This window comes from Mucilaginibacter sp. P2_A5, from assembly GCF_056404995.1.
Window position 1 is genome coordinate 32,621 of the sequence record NZ_JBFUCY010000031.1, and the last position, 19,549, is coordinate 52,169.

Below are 19,549 nucleotides of genomic sequence, written 5' to 3' on the forward strand. Positions count from 1 at the left end.
GTTTTCTATTTTCAATAATTATCAACTATTGCTGGTTTCCGTAAAGTGAAATTTCCATCGCGTGGGCAATGTTACCGCCCGACCAAGTAAGCCCTACAGCCAGGCGTATAAAATGAACCGGGGGCGCGGCCAGCGAAATGTTAAAATTTACACCTTCCATTACAAATGCATTATCAGCAGCGTTATGGGCCTGCGGGGGCAAACCCGAAGGAGGGTTAGGGTAGGTAAAGTTCCCGATGTTAGTCCAATCGCCGACAACTGTACCTACTGCAGATGAAAGAGGAAGCACCGCGTCTTTGGGCTGCGCCACATTTGAACCCCACAACGTAAATATTTTGGGGTTGCCATGGCCAAAAGCATACAGATCAGATCCGTAATCCGGCCTTTCCCATAAAATAAAACGGCTTAACTTGTAGGAGACACCAACATTAAACGTACATATAAAGGGCGGGTTATGGCCCGGTTCGGTATGCCAGCCGGCTGCGCTGCCATCTGTAACGCCATTCCATAGATTTGGGAGCGCCCAGCCATAACCGATAGGAGTATCTGATGATAAATTATATGGGCTGAACTTGCTTTTGTCTAACAACGCCTCAAACAAGGGGCTAATACTTTGCTTAATGGTATCTGATATATTGCCATATTTGTCGGTAATGTAAACCCCGAAATTACGGGGATCGGTATTGAACCCTCTTACCGAATAGTTAATGGTATCAGACCGGGTATAGTGCTGGTCCTGAATCTCCATTGAATTGGTAGATTTGTCATAAGCGGTAACTATTATTCCGATGTCCTTTTTTAAGGGATTTAAGGCCTTAACGTTAACTCCCCCAAAGTCGGCGCCAATGCTGGTAGCCGCCTTAATTGATATATAGGGTGGAATTTTAGGGTGAACAGTAACCTTCACCGGGTCCGACGAAACATTTGCCCGGCTTACCGTATATAAAGTAACCTCATAATCCGCTTCTTTGGCAAAGCCTTCCACAGTAACTGTATCGGAATAATAGGATGATTTAGTTTCTCTTGATACGCCGTTCCTGATCTGGTACTTAGCCAGCACGTAAAGTATGTTTTCTGATTTAGGCAAAGTATAGGTGATGTATGCACCACCATTGTAATTATCAATTTTTATATTGGTGATTACACCCGGCTTCGCTGTATCGGTAGACACCGGCACCCTGTCACCATCGCTCCTTTTACACGAAATTATGCTTATCATTACCATACCTATGAGCAGCAGGAATGAATGATTTTTAATATTTTTCATATTGTTTAATTATATGATCGTTATATTTTGTAATTACCAGTTTAAATTTTGAACAAGATTACCGTTTACTATTAAGTCGTCGGCGGCTATTGGCCACAAATAATTGCGTACATTGAAAACGGGGATAACCAGGTTTCTGGGGCGGTAATAGTTTATTGACGATGATTCAAATATGTTCCATCCCTGCAGCGGTTTACTTAATACGCTTTGCAGTTCTTTCCAGCGGCGCAGGTCCCAGCCGGGCTCGCTTTCAAATGCCAGTTCTATCCTTGTTTCCTGGTGTATAATTTGCCTTAAGCCATTTTGGGTGGTAAATTTTGAAGGATTTTTTGAATACTTGCTCCAGGCCTCAACAACGCCCGGTAAACCTGCCCTGGCCCTAACTTTATTAAGATATGGAACAACCTGTGCGTATGGTTTGCCCTGTTCATTTAAAGCCTCGGCATATTGCAGGTAAAGGCCCGCCAGCCTGATCAATGGCATCCTGTAATTAACCATGTTGTATCCTTCGTCATAAACTGATAAATAATTCACCAGTTTTTTGGGGAAGTAACCGGTTATATTTATCCTGATATTATCCGTTGGCCCGGCAAATGAACTACTGCCACGATCCTGGATATAATACAGGTTTTCCTGGTTTACCAGGCCATTACCAAACCAAATGCCGCCATCAAAACCTATCGATGAATAAAACCTGGGCTCGCGGTTAAAATGCGCTTTAACCGTTTCGTACCCGTTGCCTATATAAAACCTGTTGGCATCATCGCCGGTCCTTAACTCATAACGATTGGCATAATCCCAGGTATTATCTTCATTTATAGGAACACCTTTATTAGTGTAAAACAACTCCTGCTCAGAAATAGGCACCGCGAATGTTCCCGGCAGGTCGGGGCTGGCGGCGGCTTTTGCCGTTAACCGTGGAAAGCAATAGGTTTGGCTCGGAAAATACGGGTTCAACGCCCAGATCACCTCTGTATTCAGGTCCCATTTTTCGGTGATGGTAGTTTGCAGGTCGAGTACCGTTTTTAACGAATCGGACAGTGTGCCTACATTGGCAGGTGGTATAAACTTATGTAAAGCGCTGCCGTTTGCTTCGCAAGCCGTAATAGCGGCAAGCGTTGCGGCCGCGGCTTTATCCCATTTGCCAGCATCATATGACGAAGAAAAAAGCTTTTGGCCATCTTTATTTTTAATGTTTACATAGTCGGGGTTACCGTTAAACAGCGGGCTTGCGGCGGTGGTAAGTATCTGCGCCTTTACAGCAAGCGCTATTGGCTGGGTAATACGCCCAAGTTCTTTTTCCTGGTTTTGTATTATCACCGGCAAATCCGGGGTAGCCTGGTCAAGTAACCTTACCATATAGTTTACCACCGAGTCGGCAGGGGCCCGTTTAACTTTTACCTCTTCTGCCGAGCTGTTTATTGGCAGGTTTACATCTATTATAGGTACGGCACCGTATAGCCTGAATAAAACAAAGTGATAATATGCTTTTAAAAATTTTATTTCGGCTATCCATCTCTTCTTTTCACCTGCTGTTAAATCAACCGGCTTGTTAATATTCTCCAGCATAATGTTACACCTTCTTAATGCTACAAACACCGGCTGGCCGCCGTTATAACCATTCCAGTAATTAAGGCCTACATTTTGACTGCTCTGCGATCCTCTTATCAGGTTAAAGCCTACAGGGTCGATGCCATAATAATCTGAAAGATCATTGGGGAAAATAATTTCTGAAGAAGTGGTAAAACCCGGATTATTTTGAGGGTATACCATATTTTGTAATGTGGAGTAACAAGTAAACAGGTAGTTTTCGGCCTCATTACGGTTCCTGAAAGCGTAATCTATGGTACCAACGTTATCAGGCGTAACATCAAGGTACTTTTTACATGACACGCAAGATATTGCTAAAATTGCCATGAACAGATATTTATAATATGATCTCATATTTGAAGTATATTCAGTTAATGTTATAAATTGACGTTTATGCCAAGGTTGAAAACCTTTTGTATAGGGTAAGCGAAGCCATTGCCGCCAAGCTCAGGATCCCATAATTTAAATGGGCTCCAGGTTAACAGGTTCAATCCATTGAAATATATCCTGGCATTTTTAACACGCAACACTTTTGCTATCCGTTTGGGCATGGTGTAGCCAAACTCAACCGATTTAAGTCGCAGGAAACTGCCGTCGCGCATCCACCAGGTGCTGGTTTGCAGGTTGTTTTGGATGGAGTTGGCATCGGCCCCAAGCCTTGGATATAAAGCATACAGGTTTTGATTGTCCTCAGACCAGTGATCGTCTGCATAGGCTTTAAGCAGTTGGGTATTCCCGGTGTATTGTGTTTCGGGACTTTTTACAAAAGGCGATGTTGTGGCCGGGTTAATAAAAAAAGATACTTTAGCCTGTCCCTGGAAAAATCCCGAAAGATCAAAGTTTTTATAGGTAGCCGATAAACCAAACCCGTATACAATTTGTGGTATTACCGGGTTACCGATAAACGCTACGTCGGCATAGTCAATTTTACCATCACGATTCAGGTCGCGGTATTTAATATCCCCGCCCTTAGGCTGCACTCCGCCAGAGGCAAAAAGCTGTGAAGGTGAGTTTGCGGCCTCTTTATCGTCAACAAACAGCCTTTCGGCAACAAGGCCATAATAACGGTTAACCGGCTGGCCAACTTCAAACCTGTACGATTCTTTATAATCGGGCTGCTCAAATTGTGTATACTTGTTGGCAGAATAAGTAAAGTTCCCTCTCATCTGTATCGACAAATCTTTTCCGAGATATTGTTTTCCATCTAAAGAAATATCAATCCCTTTTGACTCTACCTTACCTATATTAGCTGCTATACCGGCTTCAAGCCCCATTGTTGCGGGTATCGAGGCGCGGTTTTGCAGGATATTGTCTTTGTTGTTTTTATAAACCTCGGCAATAACATTTATTTTTTTGAGCAGTGTAAACTCCATACCCAGGTTTATTTGCTTTGATGTTTCCCAGGTTACATCGTCGTTCTCGTAATTATTAATGCTCACCCCCGGGCGATAATAGCCGTTGGTTAAACCAAAGGAGGCAGGGCTGCCACCGTTTAAATTCACATCAGATACATAAAAGAAGCGCCTGTTGCTTATCGCGTCATTACCTACTAAACCATAGCTTGCGCGCAGTTTAAAGCGGTCGACAACATTGTATAAGTCGCCCCAGAATTTTTCGTCAGATACGATCCATGAACCGCCAATAGTTGGAAAAAATCCAAACCGGTGATTTTCAGAAAAACGCTCCGACCCGTTATACCCGAAGTTGAATTCAAGAAAGTACCTGCTTTTGAATGAATAGGTTGCCCTGCCTGCCAACGTTTGGTTGCGGAAAGGCAAAGAAGTAAGCAACGTTGAGTTGCCGGCATTGCCATTGATTGTTTGCTGTTCGGTACCTATTAAAGCCGCGCTTACATTGTGGTTTTTGGCAAATGTATGCGAATAATCAAGCACGCCCTGTAAGTACATAAAGCTGGAGTTCAAACTTTCAAGTGGCGAATAGGCAAGATATTCGCGTGCTACATTATTACCCGTAGGCAAATTATTGATCCATTGCAACTGATAGGTGTTACTTGTTTTATCGTAATTTGTTGCCGAATAATAAAAAGGCGCGTAGTATAGGTACGACCTGAAGTAGGCATACCTGTTGGTACTCATAATGGCATGAAAGTTTAATCCCTGGGTAACAAAATCCAGGTTTTGATTTAGCTCCAGCTGCGCCAGCATTCTTGACTCCGAATATCTTTGGTGCCCTTTAAGCAACTCAGCATAAGGGTTAAGATACCTACTGGCGCCATCTCCGTTTGATGCCGATGCAACATTGCCAAATAAAATATGCTGCGTATGCACATTGGCAGAATCGGCCGGGTAATATGCCGGAAAATCAACAGGACTTGTATGTGATGCCAGGTTATAAAGCTGCGTTTGTAAACTGCCATCGCTGGTTAAGGGGCCGTTGTAATCATTAAATGTACCTGATAACCGAACGATGAGTTCCGTTTTATCAGAAAGATTGATGTTTATGTTTGACCGCAGCTGGTAATTTTTAAAGTTAACGTTGTTGTTATTATTGTTCCTGATGTCGGTTCTTAATATACCGCCATCATTGCTAAATGAGCCGGCCACGTAATAGCGTGCAACGCCGCCCCCGCCCTGGATGCTTAAATTTCCGCGTTGGGTACTAGCGCGTTTTTTAAACAGCATATCCACCCAGTTTACAGCGGGGTATACATACTGGTTACTGCCTGGCGTATGGTTAATAGTAGCCTGGGTATTAATGATCTTATTTTCGCTATACAGCAGCGGGCTTAATGGATCGCGGGTTTGGGTGGCCTCGTTATAAAGCCGCATATAGGTAATCGGGTCTGCCAGTTCAAGCGTTTTTACAGATTGTGAAGAGGCGTTTTCGAGCCTGAAATTAATCTGTGCCTTGCCGGCTTTACCTTCTTTTGTCTTAACTAAAATTACACCATTACCACCGCGCGCACCATATAACGCGGTAGCGCTGGCATCTTTCAATACCGAAAAACTTTCAATATCGTCGACATTTAGCCTTGCCAGGTCATTTGATGTAAGCTCAACGTTATCTATCAGGATAAGCGGATCTTGTTTATAGCCAAAGGTTGTTACCCCCCGAATAAAAAACTGGGCGTTATCCTGCCCCGGCTGCCCGCTCGGTGTATAAGCAATAACACCCGCTACCTGCCCTGCCAGCGCATTGGTAAGGTTACTTGCCGGTATTTTTAAATTGCCTGGTTTAACCGTGGTAACAGATCCTACAACTGCTTCGCGTGTTTGCTTGCGGTTATAAGCGGTTACAACCACATCATCAAACTGGCTTTTAGTTTCGGACAGTACAATCCTGATTGCCTTTTGATTAGCCGATACGGTGATCTCTTTGCTTACAAAGCCTACATAGCTGATCTTTAAAATTGTGCCTGCAGCCACGTCAAGTACGAATTTACCGTTACCATCTGTTGCTGTGCTATTACCTTTCGTATTAACCGGGGCAATGTTGGCGCCAATAACAGGCATACCTAATGAATCAACAACGGTACCTATTACGGTTGTCTTAGTTTGCGCGGCCGCACGGTTAACAGATCCTGATCCTATAAAAACAAAAAACAGCGCAGCGATGGCTGTCAATGTACAGTAAGGAATTTTTAACACCCAAAGGTGCCTACATGCATCGTAGAGTTTTTTCATAAAAAATAGTTTTATAGTTGATTGTTTGTATTGTTTATTATTTAAAGGCGCTGCTTATGCAAATCTTTTTATTAAAGTGTATCTTTAATTTATGTGCCCGCACACACATAAATTAAAGGCAATAATTTCCCTAGTCGATTATTTAATATAAAATAAGCGGTATAAAATCCCTTTGAATTGCCTGTCCTGCGTTATAAGGCCTTCTATTGCGTTCGAACCCCCCTTGTAATCCGTAAATTATGGATGTTTAGATCGAAGTAGCGTAGAAATCCCTTTTAAACAACGGTTATTCAATAACCCGCATTAGCGACCCAAAGCCAAATGTAATTTGGTTATAAGCACTTTAATGTCCTATAAATTTGCGTGTTCGCACACAAACATAATTAATGTTATTAAAAAATCAAATAAGGAATAAGCCATTGTGAAGCTTTTATGAATTTTAAGGCTATAACGAGGATTTTTCATCGCATTATGCCAATTTTTGACATAACTTAGTCTTGTTCGCCCCTTGGAAAAGTCCCCCAATTTCTCCTTCATTAGACGCTTGGACGCCCGACCACCTTTTACAATTTGGTGCATCAAACAACGGCGCCATCTATTATATGCCCTATACTATAAGCTTTTGCGCAGCTAAATATCTTATTTTGCTTTCCGTCTTTCGAGGCCCCAATGGTTCCTGCTGATTATTTTGTTTAACAACTTTTTACATGTAAACTCTCTTGATTGGCGCCAGGAAGTCTTTATATAGGCAGCTGTCGTAGCTCTATGTGGATGAGTTTGCCCTAAGCATAATTGCCTATTAAAAATGCCCGCCTATAGCTTCCACTTAAATACTCCTACGGTTTCCACTTCATGTTGAGTAGGTGCCCGAAAATGCTTCCCGTTCATCAGCCAAGGCCACCAGCGAAATGATCTTGCGGCTTATCCAAAAGCCCGTTTGCGTCGCGCGAAGTACATATAAAGATTGGTGTTGATTTTGTTTAAGATCTGTTCTTCGATCTTAAGTCCAAAAAAATGGCTAACGGGGCTCGAACCCAAAAACAAGAAATATCCGCGATAGTCGAGCTTTTGCCTGATTCTTTCTTTTTCCTAAGCCAAAAGCCTAAGCACATAATAATCAATGCAATAAAGAAGAAAGAGCAGCCTTTTCAGACTACACTTAAATTAAAAGGGTGGACAACGGTGCAAAACCTGCCTATTTTATCGATGAATTGGCTAAAATAGGAAGCTCCCTTGCAAGAGCTAACCGAATTTACCAGACAGCCTATAAAGCAACCTTTTGCTTGAGTATTCTAAGGATATTTTCCTGTGCGGCACGTTTATCAAGATCAGAGGTGCGGGCGTTGGTTAGCACATGTTTCTTTCGCTCTGAATTTTCAATATCATACTGCACAATCAAATCAGGCGACAGAAGATCCTGATTTAGTTGTGTAGCGTATAACTGATACCCCAGGGTTGTTAATGTATCACCTGCAATCAATTCAAACAATTCCAGTTCATCATCTTTAAACTCTTTCAAAAACTTATTGGTATTATTAGTCATTATGGGTTTTTCCAGGTTGCTCCACATTTCGCCGGAGGCAGCAGTAATTTTGGAGGTATTAGAGGTATAATATTGCAGCATATTATCAGTATAATCAATATCCAGGAAAGCGCACAGCTCACGCACGGTTTCCTCAGGTTTGCTGATGAGGTTTTCATAATTGAGCGAGAAAAACCTATCGGCCGGAACCTGTTTAGCCAGGGCAAGGGGGGCGTCCTGGTCTTTTTTCCACTGTTTGGCAATATGTGTCACCGACCCTTTTTTTAGTTACTTTCTGTTCCGGGATAATATAACTTGCTTTTTTCCTGAGCTTTATATTTTTATTGTTGCATTTCAGGCTACAAAACCTGGTTACAGAAGTCTTCGCAACGAACAGTTTTCCGCACTGTTCGCAGGTCTTTTTCATGATAAAATTGGAACTCATAGCACCTGTATTTTCGTCTACTAACTCTTTTAGTTACTTTGCTTTTAAATCACATCACCTGTAATTTCGCCTCATTATAACCTACTGAACATCAGCAAGTAGCGATATTACCGGAGATGTAATTTTCGTTATTTATCAGAATTTGTCGTTACCTGTCAAAAAATAACCAAGCAGTTATAAGCGCCATAAACAACGTTATTTCAACGCCAATTTTGAGGTAGTACTCAGTTTCTATTTTGAGTAACATCTGAGTTACAAAAGTCAGTAAAACAGGGTCAAATATCCAAGAATTTGGACAAAAGAAATAAACATAACTTATTAACAATGAGTGTTTTAATTGTCGTAAGTTATCGAAATTATGTGGTTTTCGGCGCACCTATTTTCCGATACAAAACTTACTAAATATATTCTCCAGCAAATCATCCGTAGTAACCACACCGGTAATCTCGCCCAGGTAGTGCAGGGCCTGTTTGATATCCATCGACAGAAAATCGGAAGTAATACTGCCGTCAATACCACCTAAAACCCTTACCAGCGCCTCTTCGGTTTTTTGAAGGGCTTCCAGGTGACGGATGTTGGTTACAAGGGTTTCGTCGCCGCTGAGCTGGTCTTTAATGGACGAAGAATAGATGCGTTGTTTCAGTTCGTCAATATGCTGTTTTTCTTTGGCCGATATGGCAATTGTCCGGAAGTCCGGAAGTCCGGAAGTCCGGAAGAAATTATCGAAGCTTTGTAGCTTGCCAGATCCGAAACTTTCTGACTTACCGACTTGCGGACTTTCTGACTCCAGCAAATCTATTTTATTGGCCACCATCAGCATAGTTAAACCTGGCCTTTGTAAGCTTTCCAGATCACTTTTTAATTCTTCAAGAGTAATTCCGGCGGCGTCAAACACATAAACCAACAGGGCCGACTGGCTTATCTTCTCCATGGTACGCTGTACCCCTATCTGCTCAATAGCATCGGTAGCCTCGCGGATACCGGCGGTATCTATCAATCTAAAATTGATACCCTGGATATTCAGTACCTCTTCAATGGTATCGCGGGTGGTACCGGGAATATGGCTTACAATGGCCCTTTCCTCGTTCAGGAGGGCATTTAGCAGTGTCGACTTACCAGCATTCGGTCGACCAGCAATAACCGTATTCACGCCATTTTTAATGGCATTGCCCAACTCAAATGACTGGATTAACCTGCCTACTATTTTGGTTATCTCGTGGATGAGGTTTTTCAGCTGGTCGCGGTTGGCAAACTCAACATCCTCTTCGGCAAAGTCAAGTTCCAGCTCAATCAGCGAAGCAAAATTTACCAGTTGCTCGCGCAGGGCCTGCAGCTGGGTACTAAAACCGCCACGCAGTTGCTGTAAAGCTACCTGCTGCGATGCTTTGGAATTGGAGGCTATCAAATCGGCAACGGCCTCGGCCTGGGATAAATCGAGCTGTCCGTTCAGGAATGCCCTGAGCGTAAACTCGCCCGGCTTTGCTGACCGGGCCCCCTTTTTGATGAATAGCTTTATGATAGATTCAATAATATAACCTGATGCATGGCAACTAATCTCGACTACATTCTCACGCGTGTATGACCGCGGTGCAACAAACAACGATGCCAGCACCTCATCCAAAACCAAGTCGCCATCCACAATATGACCGAAATGGATAGTATGTGAAGCCTGCTTAGTCAGATCCTTCCCTTTCCAAACACTGTTGGCAACAGCTATAGCATCCAACCCCGAAAGGCGGATCACCGCAATGGCGCCAATTCCGTTTGGGGTGGCAAGCGCAACGATGGTATCTTCGTGGTGAGTAGTGAGTGGTGAGTGGTGAGTGTTCATAGCTTTATCTGAACCGGAATTTGTGGAATTAAGGAATTTACAGAATTTTAAAATTCGTGCAATTCTAAAAATTCGATGAATTCCGGTTCAGACACAAAAGTAAAACAAAATCCCCTGAACTATGAACCAAACGTCATGAACTACTTTTCAATGACTTAATGACGCGTAGCAAATGACCCAATGACTAAAAACCTTAACTTTGCCCCCACTATGGTAACTTTTTTTGAAGCTTCGCTCGATACTATTTCGGTACATCATGTTGGTAATCCATTGCAGGATGAGTTGTACGCCTTGTCGGATAGTCCGCTGGAATTGAAGGATGAGATTATTCCTAACCTGTTAATGCAGTATTTTTTAAAACCTTTTGAAAAGATTAACGAAGTTTATCACCTGACACACAGCAGCGGCGACCTGGCGCTTAACGAATTGCACAACTTTGCTACCCAGGTATTTGAGGACAGGGAAAAATTTCACGAAGCATCAGAAAAAATTGCCAAACACCTGTTTAAGGTTACCACTCACCCCAATATTAAAGGAGGCGAGCTGTACGTGGTTTACTTTAACAGCGTACAAATTGAAGGTAACCCATTGGATACCATTGGCATTTTTAAATCGGAGAATAAAGAAACCTACCTGAAGGTTTACCCGGATAAAGGCGGTTTCCAGGTTGATTATGAGCAGGATGCCATTAACATTAACAAGTTGGATAAAGGCGTGCTCATCTTCAATATCGAAAAAGAAAACGGTTATAAAGTGGTGGTGGTTGATAAAACCAACGGCGGCCAGGATGCAGCCGTGTACTGGAAAGACGATTTTTTACAGCTCAAAATCCGTAACGATAGCTTTAACCAAACCAACAATACCTTGGGAATTTACAAAAACTTTGTTACCCAAAAACTCGACGATCAGTTTGAAATGAGCAAGGCCGACAAGATAGACTTGCTTAACCGGTCGATGAAGTACTTTAAAGAAAAGGAAACCTTTGATATGGACGAATTTGGCAACGAGGTAATAGGCAACCCGGAAGCCATTGAATCATTCAAAACCTTCAAAAACCAGTACGAACAGGAATTTGACAGCCCAATTGGCAACAGCTTCGAAATATCGGGCAATGCTGTAAAAAAACAAGCCCGCGACTACAAAAGTGTTTTAAAGCTGGATAAAAATTTCCACATTTATATCCATGGCGATAAACAACTCATCGAAAAAGGCTTTGACGACGATAAAGCTATGAACTTTTATAAGGTTTATTTTAAGGAAGAAGCGTAGGCTAAATCAATTAGCCGGTGTAAACTCCATTATCGCAGGTGGCTGTTCAATTTTGGGAGCACAGGAACAAGCCTTGTGGAACTTAAGTATTTGCGTCGCCAAGCCCGGATTATGTATAATATTAACTTTCGGGTTGTATATAGAAGGCGAGTTATATATATCATTCAATAGCTTATAAAAACTACTATCCATAAAGCTGGGGATGAATATTAACTCATCTTTTTTGCCTGCAGCATTTATGTAATATAAATATTGAAGTGCACCCGCAAAGTGCGAACCTTCTGGCAACTTATTAATTGTCATATATGTCGTTAATTTTTTATTACCATCAAAAACAGCATTTAGTTTATTCACTAATTCCGCAGATAAATGGTAAGTAGTATCACCGATACCTTTATATTTTGTCATTAAATGCACTAAACCATCTGCATTAATTTCCAAAAGATCAACAATATTGATCTTTTGGAAATTATCCGATGCAGGTTCGTAAGAGGACCAAACCAAGCGCTTAAAAACAGGTTTTACGTGTTGCGCATAAAGGTTCATCACACCAAAAATCAGTGCAAACAAAATCGGGATTATTTTTTTTGTGGTCATGATTGGTTTAGCGTAAGTATCGCAAATATAATACACTCGACGCTATCAATCTTAATATGTTGGATAATCACTACAATTATATCTCAATCTGTTCAAAAGCATAAAAGTGGTTGATTGGGTGAGCGGTTAAATTTGATTGAACTTAATCAACCACTCACCTAATCAACTTAACCAACCATTCACCTAATCAACCACTCATCTAACCTATACCGGCTCCACCCTTTTCAAATGTAAATTACTCACCGGCTTTACCACCAGCGGTATTTTTTCAATCCGTGTTTCGCTGGTATCCAAACCAAAAGCTTTGGCTTCTGACTGGGCAAGTTTTTTGATGGCGAAGTAGCTATTGAGGATAAATCCTTCACTCACGCTGAACAGGTTATTGTAGCTCAGGAATTTCTCCATAATTACAAACCTGAAATCGGCAGGGATATTGTACTCTTTAAGCGATGCGTATTTACTGGTAATATCAATTTCCTTACGTTTCACCATATCTTCTACCACGTTGCGGAACAGCACATTAACCCTCGGTTGGATCCTGAAGCCTAAGCGGTACTCGATGCGGATAATCTTGCCGGGCTCAATGTGGTCAACACTGTACTCCATGGTATAAGGCTCGTCGGTACGCTCAATGTGCACAAACCAATAGATATCAGCACGTTTAGGGCGGCGGCTCATGATGGAGTAAATGATCTTTTCTTCTATCTGTTTGCTGTTATTGGCTTTGGTCAGATAAATTAAATGCGTGGCGTATTTATTTACGGTAGTATCGGCACTAAGTGCATTTAACAGGGGTAATTTTTCTTTAATATCTACAAAATGCAGGAAACGGTTGTTGATTTTTCTCGCCCTGAACCAGATGTACATGGTGAATATCAACCCTACTTCAAAACCCACAAAAAATAACCTTTTAACTATTTTAACAGCGTTGGCTACAAAAAACGAGAACTCAACAGTTAAAAACAGGCACAAAATAATGGTTACCAGCCAAACAGGCCAATGCTTCACATAACGCATAAAGTAATACATTAAAATGGTGGTGCTGAGCATGGCAATGGTGATACTAAAGCCGTAAGCCGCGGTCATGGCGCTTGATGTTTTAAAGTACAACGATACCAGGATACAACCTACGCACAGGATCCAGTTGATACTGGGGATATAAATCTGTCCGCGAATATTAGATGGGTATTTGATAGTAATACGCGGCCAAAAGTTCATGCTCACCGCCTCGCTGATCAGGGTAAACGACCCGCTGATTAAAGCCTGGCTGGCAATAATAGTAGCCATAGTAGCCAATGCAATACTTGGGATCAGGAATTGGTGTGGTACTATTTCGAAGAATGGATTTACGCCCGTAAAATTTTTGGTTGGGGCCTGCGCCAATACCCATGCACCCTGCCCAAGGTAGTTAATAACCAGCGTAACCTTAACAAATATCCAGCTTACCTGGATGTTTTTGCGGCCGCAATGGCCCAGATCGGAGTATAAGGCCTCGGCGCCTGTTGTACACAAAAACACCGCGCCCAGCAGCCAGAAACCTTTTGGATGATCCATTAGTAAGCGCGCCCCATAATAAGGGTTTAGGGCTTTAAATATGCCAGGAGAATGGATTACCTGTATTCCGCCTAAAATGCCAAGCATCAAAAACCACATCAGCATAATAGGCCCAAAAGCCGAGCCAACCACCTTGGTGCCAAATTGCTGAAAAAAGAAAAGCAGTATAATTATCGCAATTACAATAATCAAAATAAGGTTATTACCCGGAATAATAACATCCGAAAAGTAAGGTACCAGGTTCAACCCCTCGATAGCCGAGGTAACCGATATTGGTGGGGTAATTATACCATCGGCAAGTAATGTGCCTGCGCCAATAATAGCCGGTATAGCCAGCCACTTGCCATAACGCCTTACCAGGGCATACAATGAGAAGATACCACCTTCGCCCTTATTATCGGCCTGTAGGGTTATTACAATGTATTTGAAGGTGGTTTGCAGGGTAAGCGTCCAGAAAATGCAGGAAATGGAACCTAAAACCAGGGCCGGATCAACTTTCCCGCCTTCGACCAGCAGAGTTTGAAATACATATAGCGGGGAAGTACCGATATCGCCAAAAATAATACCGAGCGTAACAATCATGCCCGCAAATGTGAGATGCTTAACGTGTGAGTTCATTTAATAAATAAAAAATTAGGGGATGGAAAAAGTGACAATACTGTTGCCAGGGATTTTTTTTGCAGCCACATTGAATATTGACCGCAGCAACAAAGAAATACTATCACCATAAACTGTTTTTAATAACGAAGCCTCGCAGTCAAAACACATGCCTGCAGGGTAATTATAAAAACTAAAAATCTGTATTACAGACAATTGAATGAAAAATATATGAATTTATAAAAATTGAAAAACCTATCATTTTGATAGGTTTTATCAAAACGATAGCCCTTTGCAAACAATAAATATTACAATGCTTTTGGTGTGTCTTGCTTAATTATACAAACAACCTCCCGGTATAAACGCCCAATAAATAACAACGAAATTGGCTCCTATTAAGTAAACCTTTCTGCGCCGGATAAGTCATAACCGTACAAACAAATTATATTATAAAACTTGTCACATTTCCTTTATGAAAAAGTCATTCGCCATTTTATTTCTATCTGTTATTTTAACAAGCTGCGCGGTTAAGCAGTATACCATTGGCATGAGCGAAACAGAATTCACCGCATCGCAGAAGTATAACCTGAGCCTTGTTGAGGCAACACAAAACCGGTCGGTTTATAAAAGGGCTTTGGAAGCTGATGGGCAAAGGGTTACCGCAAACATGTACTATTATTTTAAAGAAGGGCGATTAGTACGTATGGAGCGGGTTGAAGAGCCAAAGCCCGCTATTGTGGTTGTTGAAAAGGCGAAAAATTAGTCTGAAGTACTAAGTCTGAAGTCAAAATGACAATTCGGACTTCGGGCTTAAGACTTCCGACTTAATACTTAATACTTCGGGCTTAACTAAAATTTGGAAGCACCCCCTCTATCCCCCACCGTTCCTCAATTCCTAATCCAAACAAGGCAAAGTCATACTTCACCGGGTCAAGCGGATCAAATTGTTTAAGGCGTTCTGTTAGTTCAAGGGCAGTTTGCCAGTCGGTTTGTTTGCGGGTGATGAGCAGCAGCTTGCGGGAAACCCTGTCTACATGCAGATCGAGCGGACAGATCAGATCCGCAGGTTTGATCCGGTTCCAGATGCCGAAATCAACGCCGTTATCGTCTTTACGAACCATCCAGCGTAAAAACATATTCAACCGTTTACAGGTTGACTTTTGCGAGGGCGAGGACACGTGTTTTTTGGTGCGATGCGGGTAATCGGGTAAGGAAAAGAAATAACTTCGAAAATGGTTAAGATGATCTTCAGCCCCCCAGCCCCCTGAAGGGGGAGCTTTTTGATTTGCCACCTGTGGTTTCCCCTTCAGGGGGTTAGGGGGCATAAATGCGTCCTCAAGCGAATCAAAATTTTCATAATGATATCTAAAAAAGCTGATGAAATACAGCGTATCGATATCGTTAAAAGTGCGGTGCTTAAAGCTCAGCAGCTTTTTAAGATCGGGCTCCTGGTGATTGATGATAAAATCATAGGGAGCCCCGTCCATCAAGGTTATCAGTTCACGACACTTCTTGATAATAGTAACCCGCTGCCCCCAGGCCAGGGTAGCAGCCCAAAAACCCATAATCTCGATATCCTGCTTTTTGCTGAACATATGCGGGATTACGACAGGATCGTTCTCAATAAACTCCGGGCGGTTGTATTGGGCAACTTTGGAATCGAGGAAAGACTTTATGTTTTCGATCATCACATATAAAAAACGTCATTGCGAGGTACGAAGCAATCCCCGATTTGCTAAGTGGACTTGCATGTAGGGGATTGCTTCGTACCTCGCAATGACGGGTAGGTTTTAACTCAGTGCCTGACGAAGGTCTTCCAGCAAATCCTCAATATCCTCTACGCCTACGCTTAAACGCAGCAGGTTGTCAACCACACCTGCTTTTTCGCGTTCGGCTTTGGGGATAGATCCGTGGGTCATGCTTACGGGGTGGTTAATCAGGGATTCTACACCGCCCAATGATTCGGCAAGAGCAAATACTTTAAATGATGAAGCGATGCGGAAGGTTTCCTGCAGGTCGGCATCTTTCAGTACGATAGAGATCATGCCGCCAAAATCGCGCATCTGTTTTTTAGCAACTTCGTGATTTGGATGATCGGTAAAGCCCGGCCAGTAAATTTTCTCGACTTTGGGGTGCGATTTCAGGAACTCGGCTACGAGGCGGCCGTTTTCGCAATGGGCTTTCATACGCAGGTGCAAGGTTTTAATACCCCTAAGCACCAGGAAGCTATCCATTGGGCCGGGTGTGGCTCCGCAAGCGTTGTAAATAAACCAAAGCCTTTTATACAGGTCCTCATCGTTCATCATCAGGGCTCCCATTACAACATCGCTATGGCCGCCAATGTATTTGGTTACCGAGTGCATCACCAGGTCGGCCCCAAGGTCGATAGGATTTTGCAGGTATGGCGATGCAAAGGTATTATCTACCACAAACAGTAAATTTTTCTCTTTGGTTATTTTGCCTATAGCCTCAATATCCACAATTTGCATAGTTGGGTTGGTAGGTGTTTCTATCCAAACCAGTTTGGTGTATGAGTTGGTATACTCAGCAACAATTTCGGGATCAGACAAATCCAAAAAATGAAACTTGATGCCATAGTGAGCATATATTTTGGTAAAAATACGATAGGATCCGCCATAAAGGTCATTCCCCGTAATTACTTCATCACCAGGCTGTAATAGTTTCATTACGGCATCAGTGGCACCCATCCCGCTTGAAAAAGCAAGGCCGAATTCGGCATTCTCCAATGCGGCCAAACAGCCCTCCAGCGCTTTGCGGGTTGGGTTGGTACCACGCGAGTATTCATATCCCTTATTATCCCCCGGCGATTTTTGCCAGTAGGTAGATGTCTGGTATATCGGCGTCATGATAGCGCCTGTAGTTGGATCGGGCTCCTGCCCTGCGTGTATTGCTTTAGTTGCGAATTTCATTTTTAGGTGAGTGGTTGATTGGGTTGATTAGGTGAGTGGTTGTGTTTTAGGATCATGGTCGATTCGGTTGATTAAGTGGGTGGTTATGTTTAGGTGAGTGGTTGATTGGGTTGATTAAGTGAGTGGTTGTGCTTAAGTGAGTGGTTAATTGAGTTGATTAGGTGAGTGGTTGGCTTCTCTGTTCAACCACTCACCTAATCAACTATTCACCATTCACTATCCTCCGCCTAGTCAACTACTCACCATTCACTATCCCTCCACCTAATCAACTATTCACCCATTCACTATCCCTCTACTTTCTTGCCTTTTAAATATTGAATGTAACCGTTTATTAATCGCAGGCAACTATCGTATTCTGCCTGAAATGATTGTAATGTATCGTTTGTTATAATATCTTCATCAAGTGCTATCATCAAATGATCGAGTGTTTCAGTTAACGAACCTCTCGCCATAATACAAAAGCGAATATTATCCTGGTAATGAAACCGACCGTGTCCTTCAGCTAAGTTATTTCCTATAGAACGCTAAGAACGTATGATTTGATCTGTTAACCGATATTTTTCTTCAGCAGGAAAATTTTTAACAAGTCCGGATATTACATTTCTAATCTTTCTTGCTTGCTTCCATGTCTCAAGATCCGTAAACGAGGCCATTGTCAAATGATTAGTGAGTGGTTGATTGGGTGAGTAGTTGGCATGAATTTATGCAAATATAACCATTCACTTAATCAACCCAATCAACTACTCTCCAAATATAACCACTCACCTAATCAACCCAATCAACCACTCACCAGCCTAATACGCCCGGGCAAACAAAACTCGTTGCGTCGACGGCTTACCCGTCAAAATACATTTCCCCTCTTCCTGCTTATTGTCCAAAGGTATGCAACGGATTGTCGCTTTAGTTTCCTCTTTTATCTTTTGTTCGGTCTCCGGTGTGCCGTCCCAATGGGCACTTATAAAGCCTGGTTGCTCATCCAGCATGCGTTTAAACTCGTCGTAGGTATCAACCTCGGTCATATTTTCGGCGCGGAAATCGAAAGCTTTTTTATAGATATTGTTCTGAATTTCTTCTAATAAAGCTTCAATATGCTGGGCTAAACCTTCCTGGTTAACGGTATTCTTGGTTTTGGTATCGCGGCGGGCCAGTTCTACTGTTCCGTTTGTCATGTCGCGGCTGCCAATGGCAACGCGCAACGGTACGCCTTTCAACTCGTACTCGGCAAATTTTGCTCCGGGGCGGTGGGTATCACGATTATCAAATTTTACTGAGATACCTTTGGCCTTCAGTTCTTTCTTTAAAGAATCCACATAAGCCGATATATTGTCCAGCTCTTCCTGGTGCTTGTAAATAGGCACAACTACAACTTGTATAGGCGCCAGTTTTGGCGGCAATACCAGCCCGGCGTCGTCGCTATGGGCCATAATTAAGGCGCCTATCAAACGGGTTGATACCCCCCATGAGGTTGCCCAAACATGTTCTATCTTATTTTCTTTATTGGTGAATTTTACATCAAATGCCTTGGCAAAATTTTGCCCCAAAAAGTGCGATGTACCTGCCTGTAAGGCTTTACCATCCTGCATCAAAGCCTCAATGCAATAGGTATCCAAAGCTCCAGCAAAACGCTCGTTGGCGGTTTTACGGCCTTTTACTACCGGTAGTGCCATCCAATTTTCGGCAAAATCGGCATAAACATTCAGCATTTGCTCGGTTTCGGCTATGGCTTCCTCGGCTGTAGCGTGGGCGGTGTGGCCTTCCTGCCATAAAAACTCGCTGGTGCGCAAAAACAAACGGGTGCGCATTTCCCAGCGCATTACGTTGGCCCATTGGTTAACCAGGATAGGCAAATCGCGGTATGATTGGATCCAGCCTTTATAAGTGTTCCAGATAATGGTTTCTGATGTTGGGCGGATGATCAGCTCTTCTTCCAGTTTGGCATCCTCATCAACTATAATATTACCATTACCATCGTTTTTAAGGCGATAATGGGTAACAACAGCACATTCCTTGGCAAAACCATCAACGTGGCTGGCCTCCTTACTAAAGAATGATTTGGGTATTAACAGCGGGAAATAGGCATTGCTGTGCCCGGTATCTTTAAACATGCCGTCAAGCACGGCCTGTATTTTTTCCCATATAGAATAGCCGTACGGTTTAATGATCATGCAGCCCCTAACCGGCGAATATTCGGCCATGTCAGATTTAATTACTAAGTCGTTAAACCATTGCGAATAATCTTCGTCTTTACTGATAACACCTTTGCTCATATTGATTGGAATAGAATTTTTGACTTTGCAATTATT

The 19,549-nt window shown here is 42.6% G+C and carries 12 protein-coding genes and 1 pseudogene; 2 read left to right on the forward strand and 11 right to left on the reverse strand.

Annotated features, from left to right (window positions below; genetic code table 11):
- Window positions 1–25 precede the first annotated feature (25 nt).
- The 5 genes from AC1DXF_RS23100 to mnmE all read right to left on the reverse strand — a co-directional run bounded on the left by AC1DXF_RS23100 (window position 26) and on the right by mnmE (window position 10,299).
- On the reverse strand, window positions 26–1,267 hold the full coding sequence (locus AC1DXF_RS23100; RefSeq protein ID WP_477451063.1) for a DUF4959 domain-containing protein: 1,242 nt from the start codon (window positions 1,265–1,267) through the stop codon (window positions 26–28).
- Window positions 1,268–1,300: 33 nt separating this feature from the next.
- Window positions 1,301–3,184, reverse strand: coding sequence for a RagB/SusD family nutrient uptake outer membrane protein (locus AC1DXF_RS23105; protein ID WP_477451064.1), 1,884 nt, complete (start codon window positions 3,182–3,184; stop codon window positions 1,301–1,303).
- Between the two features lie 50 nt (window positions 3,185–3,234).
- Window positions 3,235–6,501, reverse strand: coding sequence for a SusC/RagA family TonB-linked outer membrane protein (locus AC1DXF_RS23110; RefSeq protein ID WP_477451065.1), 3,267 nt, complete (start codon window positions 6,499–6,501; stop codon window positions 3,235–3,237).
- 1,264 nt (window positions 6,502–7,765) lie between these two features.
- The gene (locus tag AC1DXF_RS23115) at window positions 7,766–8,296 is read right to left on the reverse strand and encodes a sulfotransferase (protein ID WP_477451066.1); all 531 of its coding nucleotides are present in this window, start codon (window positions 8,294–8,296) and stop codon (window positions 7,766–7,768) included.
- 548 nt (window positions 8,297–8,844) lie between these two features.
- Entirely contained in the window at window positions 8,845–10,299 is a 1,455-nt protein-coding gene (gene mnmE, locus AC1DXF_RS23120) for a tRNA uridine-5-carboxymethylaminomethyl(34) synthesis GTPase MnmE (protein ID WP_477451067.1), read from the reverse strand.
- A 210-nt stretch (window positions 10,300–10,509) separates the two neighbouring features.
- On the opposite strand from mnmE, the gene AC1DXF_RS23125 reads away from it, so the two are divergent.
- Complete coding sequence (locus AC1DXF_RS23125; protein ID WP_477451099.1) at window positions 10,510–11,568, forward strand: nucleoid-associated protein; 1,059 nt, start codon at window positions 10,510–10,512, stop codon at window positions 11,566–11,568.
- Window positions 11,569–11,574: 6 nt separating this feature from the next.
- Here AC1DXF_RS23125 and AC1DXF_RS23130 read toward each other — a convergent pair whose 3' ends face one another.
- A complete protein-coding gene (locus tag AC1DXF_RS23130) occupies window positions 11,575–12,165 on the reverse strand; it encodes a hypothetical protein (RefSeq protein ID WP_477451068.1) in 591 nt (196 codons plus the stop codon).
- A gap of 204 nt (window positions 12,166–12,369) precedes the next feature.
- Complete coding sequence (locus AC1DXF_RS23135) at window positions 12,370–14,301, reverse strand: KUP/HAK/KT family potassium transporter (RefSeq protein WP_477451069.1); 1,932 nt, start codon at window positions 14,299–14,301, stop codon at window positions 12,370–12,372.
- A 487-nt stretch (window positions 14,302–14,788) separates the two neighbouring features.
- Here AC1DXF_RS23135 and AC1DXF_RS23140 point away from each other — a divergent pair, with 487 nt between their 5' ends.
- Entirely contained in the window at window positions 14,789–15,079 is a 291-nt protein-coding gene (locus AC1DXF_RS23140; protein ID WP_477451070.1) for a hypothetical protein, read from the forward strand.
- Between the two features lie 82 nt (window positions 15,080–15,161).
- Here the strand turns inward: AC1DXF_RS23140 and AC1DXF_RS23145 are convergent, their stop codons facing one another.
- From AC1DXF_RS23145 to proS, 4 genes and pseudogenes are all read right to left on the reverse strand, one after another.
- Entirely contained in the window at window positions 15,162–16,004 is an 843-nt protein-coding gene (locus AC1DXF_RS23145; protein WP_477451071.1) for a TIGR02757 family protein, read from the reverse strand.
- Window positions 16,005–16,106: 102 nt separating this feature from the next.
- Window positions 16,107–17,252 (reverse strand): annotated as a pseudogene (locus tag AC1DXF_RS23150) (cystathionine gamma-synthase); the annotation flags it as partial.
- A gap of 278 nt (window positions 17,253–17,530) precedes the next feature.
- Window positions 17,531–17,764 (reverse strand): four helix bundle protein, encoded by a 234-nt coding sequence (locus AC1DXF_RS23155; RefSeq protein ID WP_477451100.1) that lies wholly within the window; start codon window positions 17,762–17,764, stop codon window positions 17,531–17,533.
- A gap of 276 nt (window positions 17,765–18,040) precedes the next feature.
- Complete coding sequence (proS, locus tag AC1DXF_RS23160; protein ID WP_477451072.1) at window positions 18,041–19,513, reverse strand: proline--tRNA ligase; 1,473 nt, start codon at window positions 19,511–19,513, stop codon at window positions 18,041–18,043.
- Window positions 19,514–19,549: the final 36 nt, after the last annotated feature.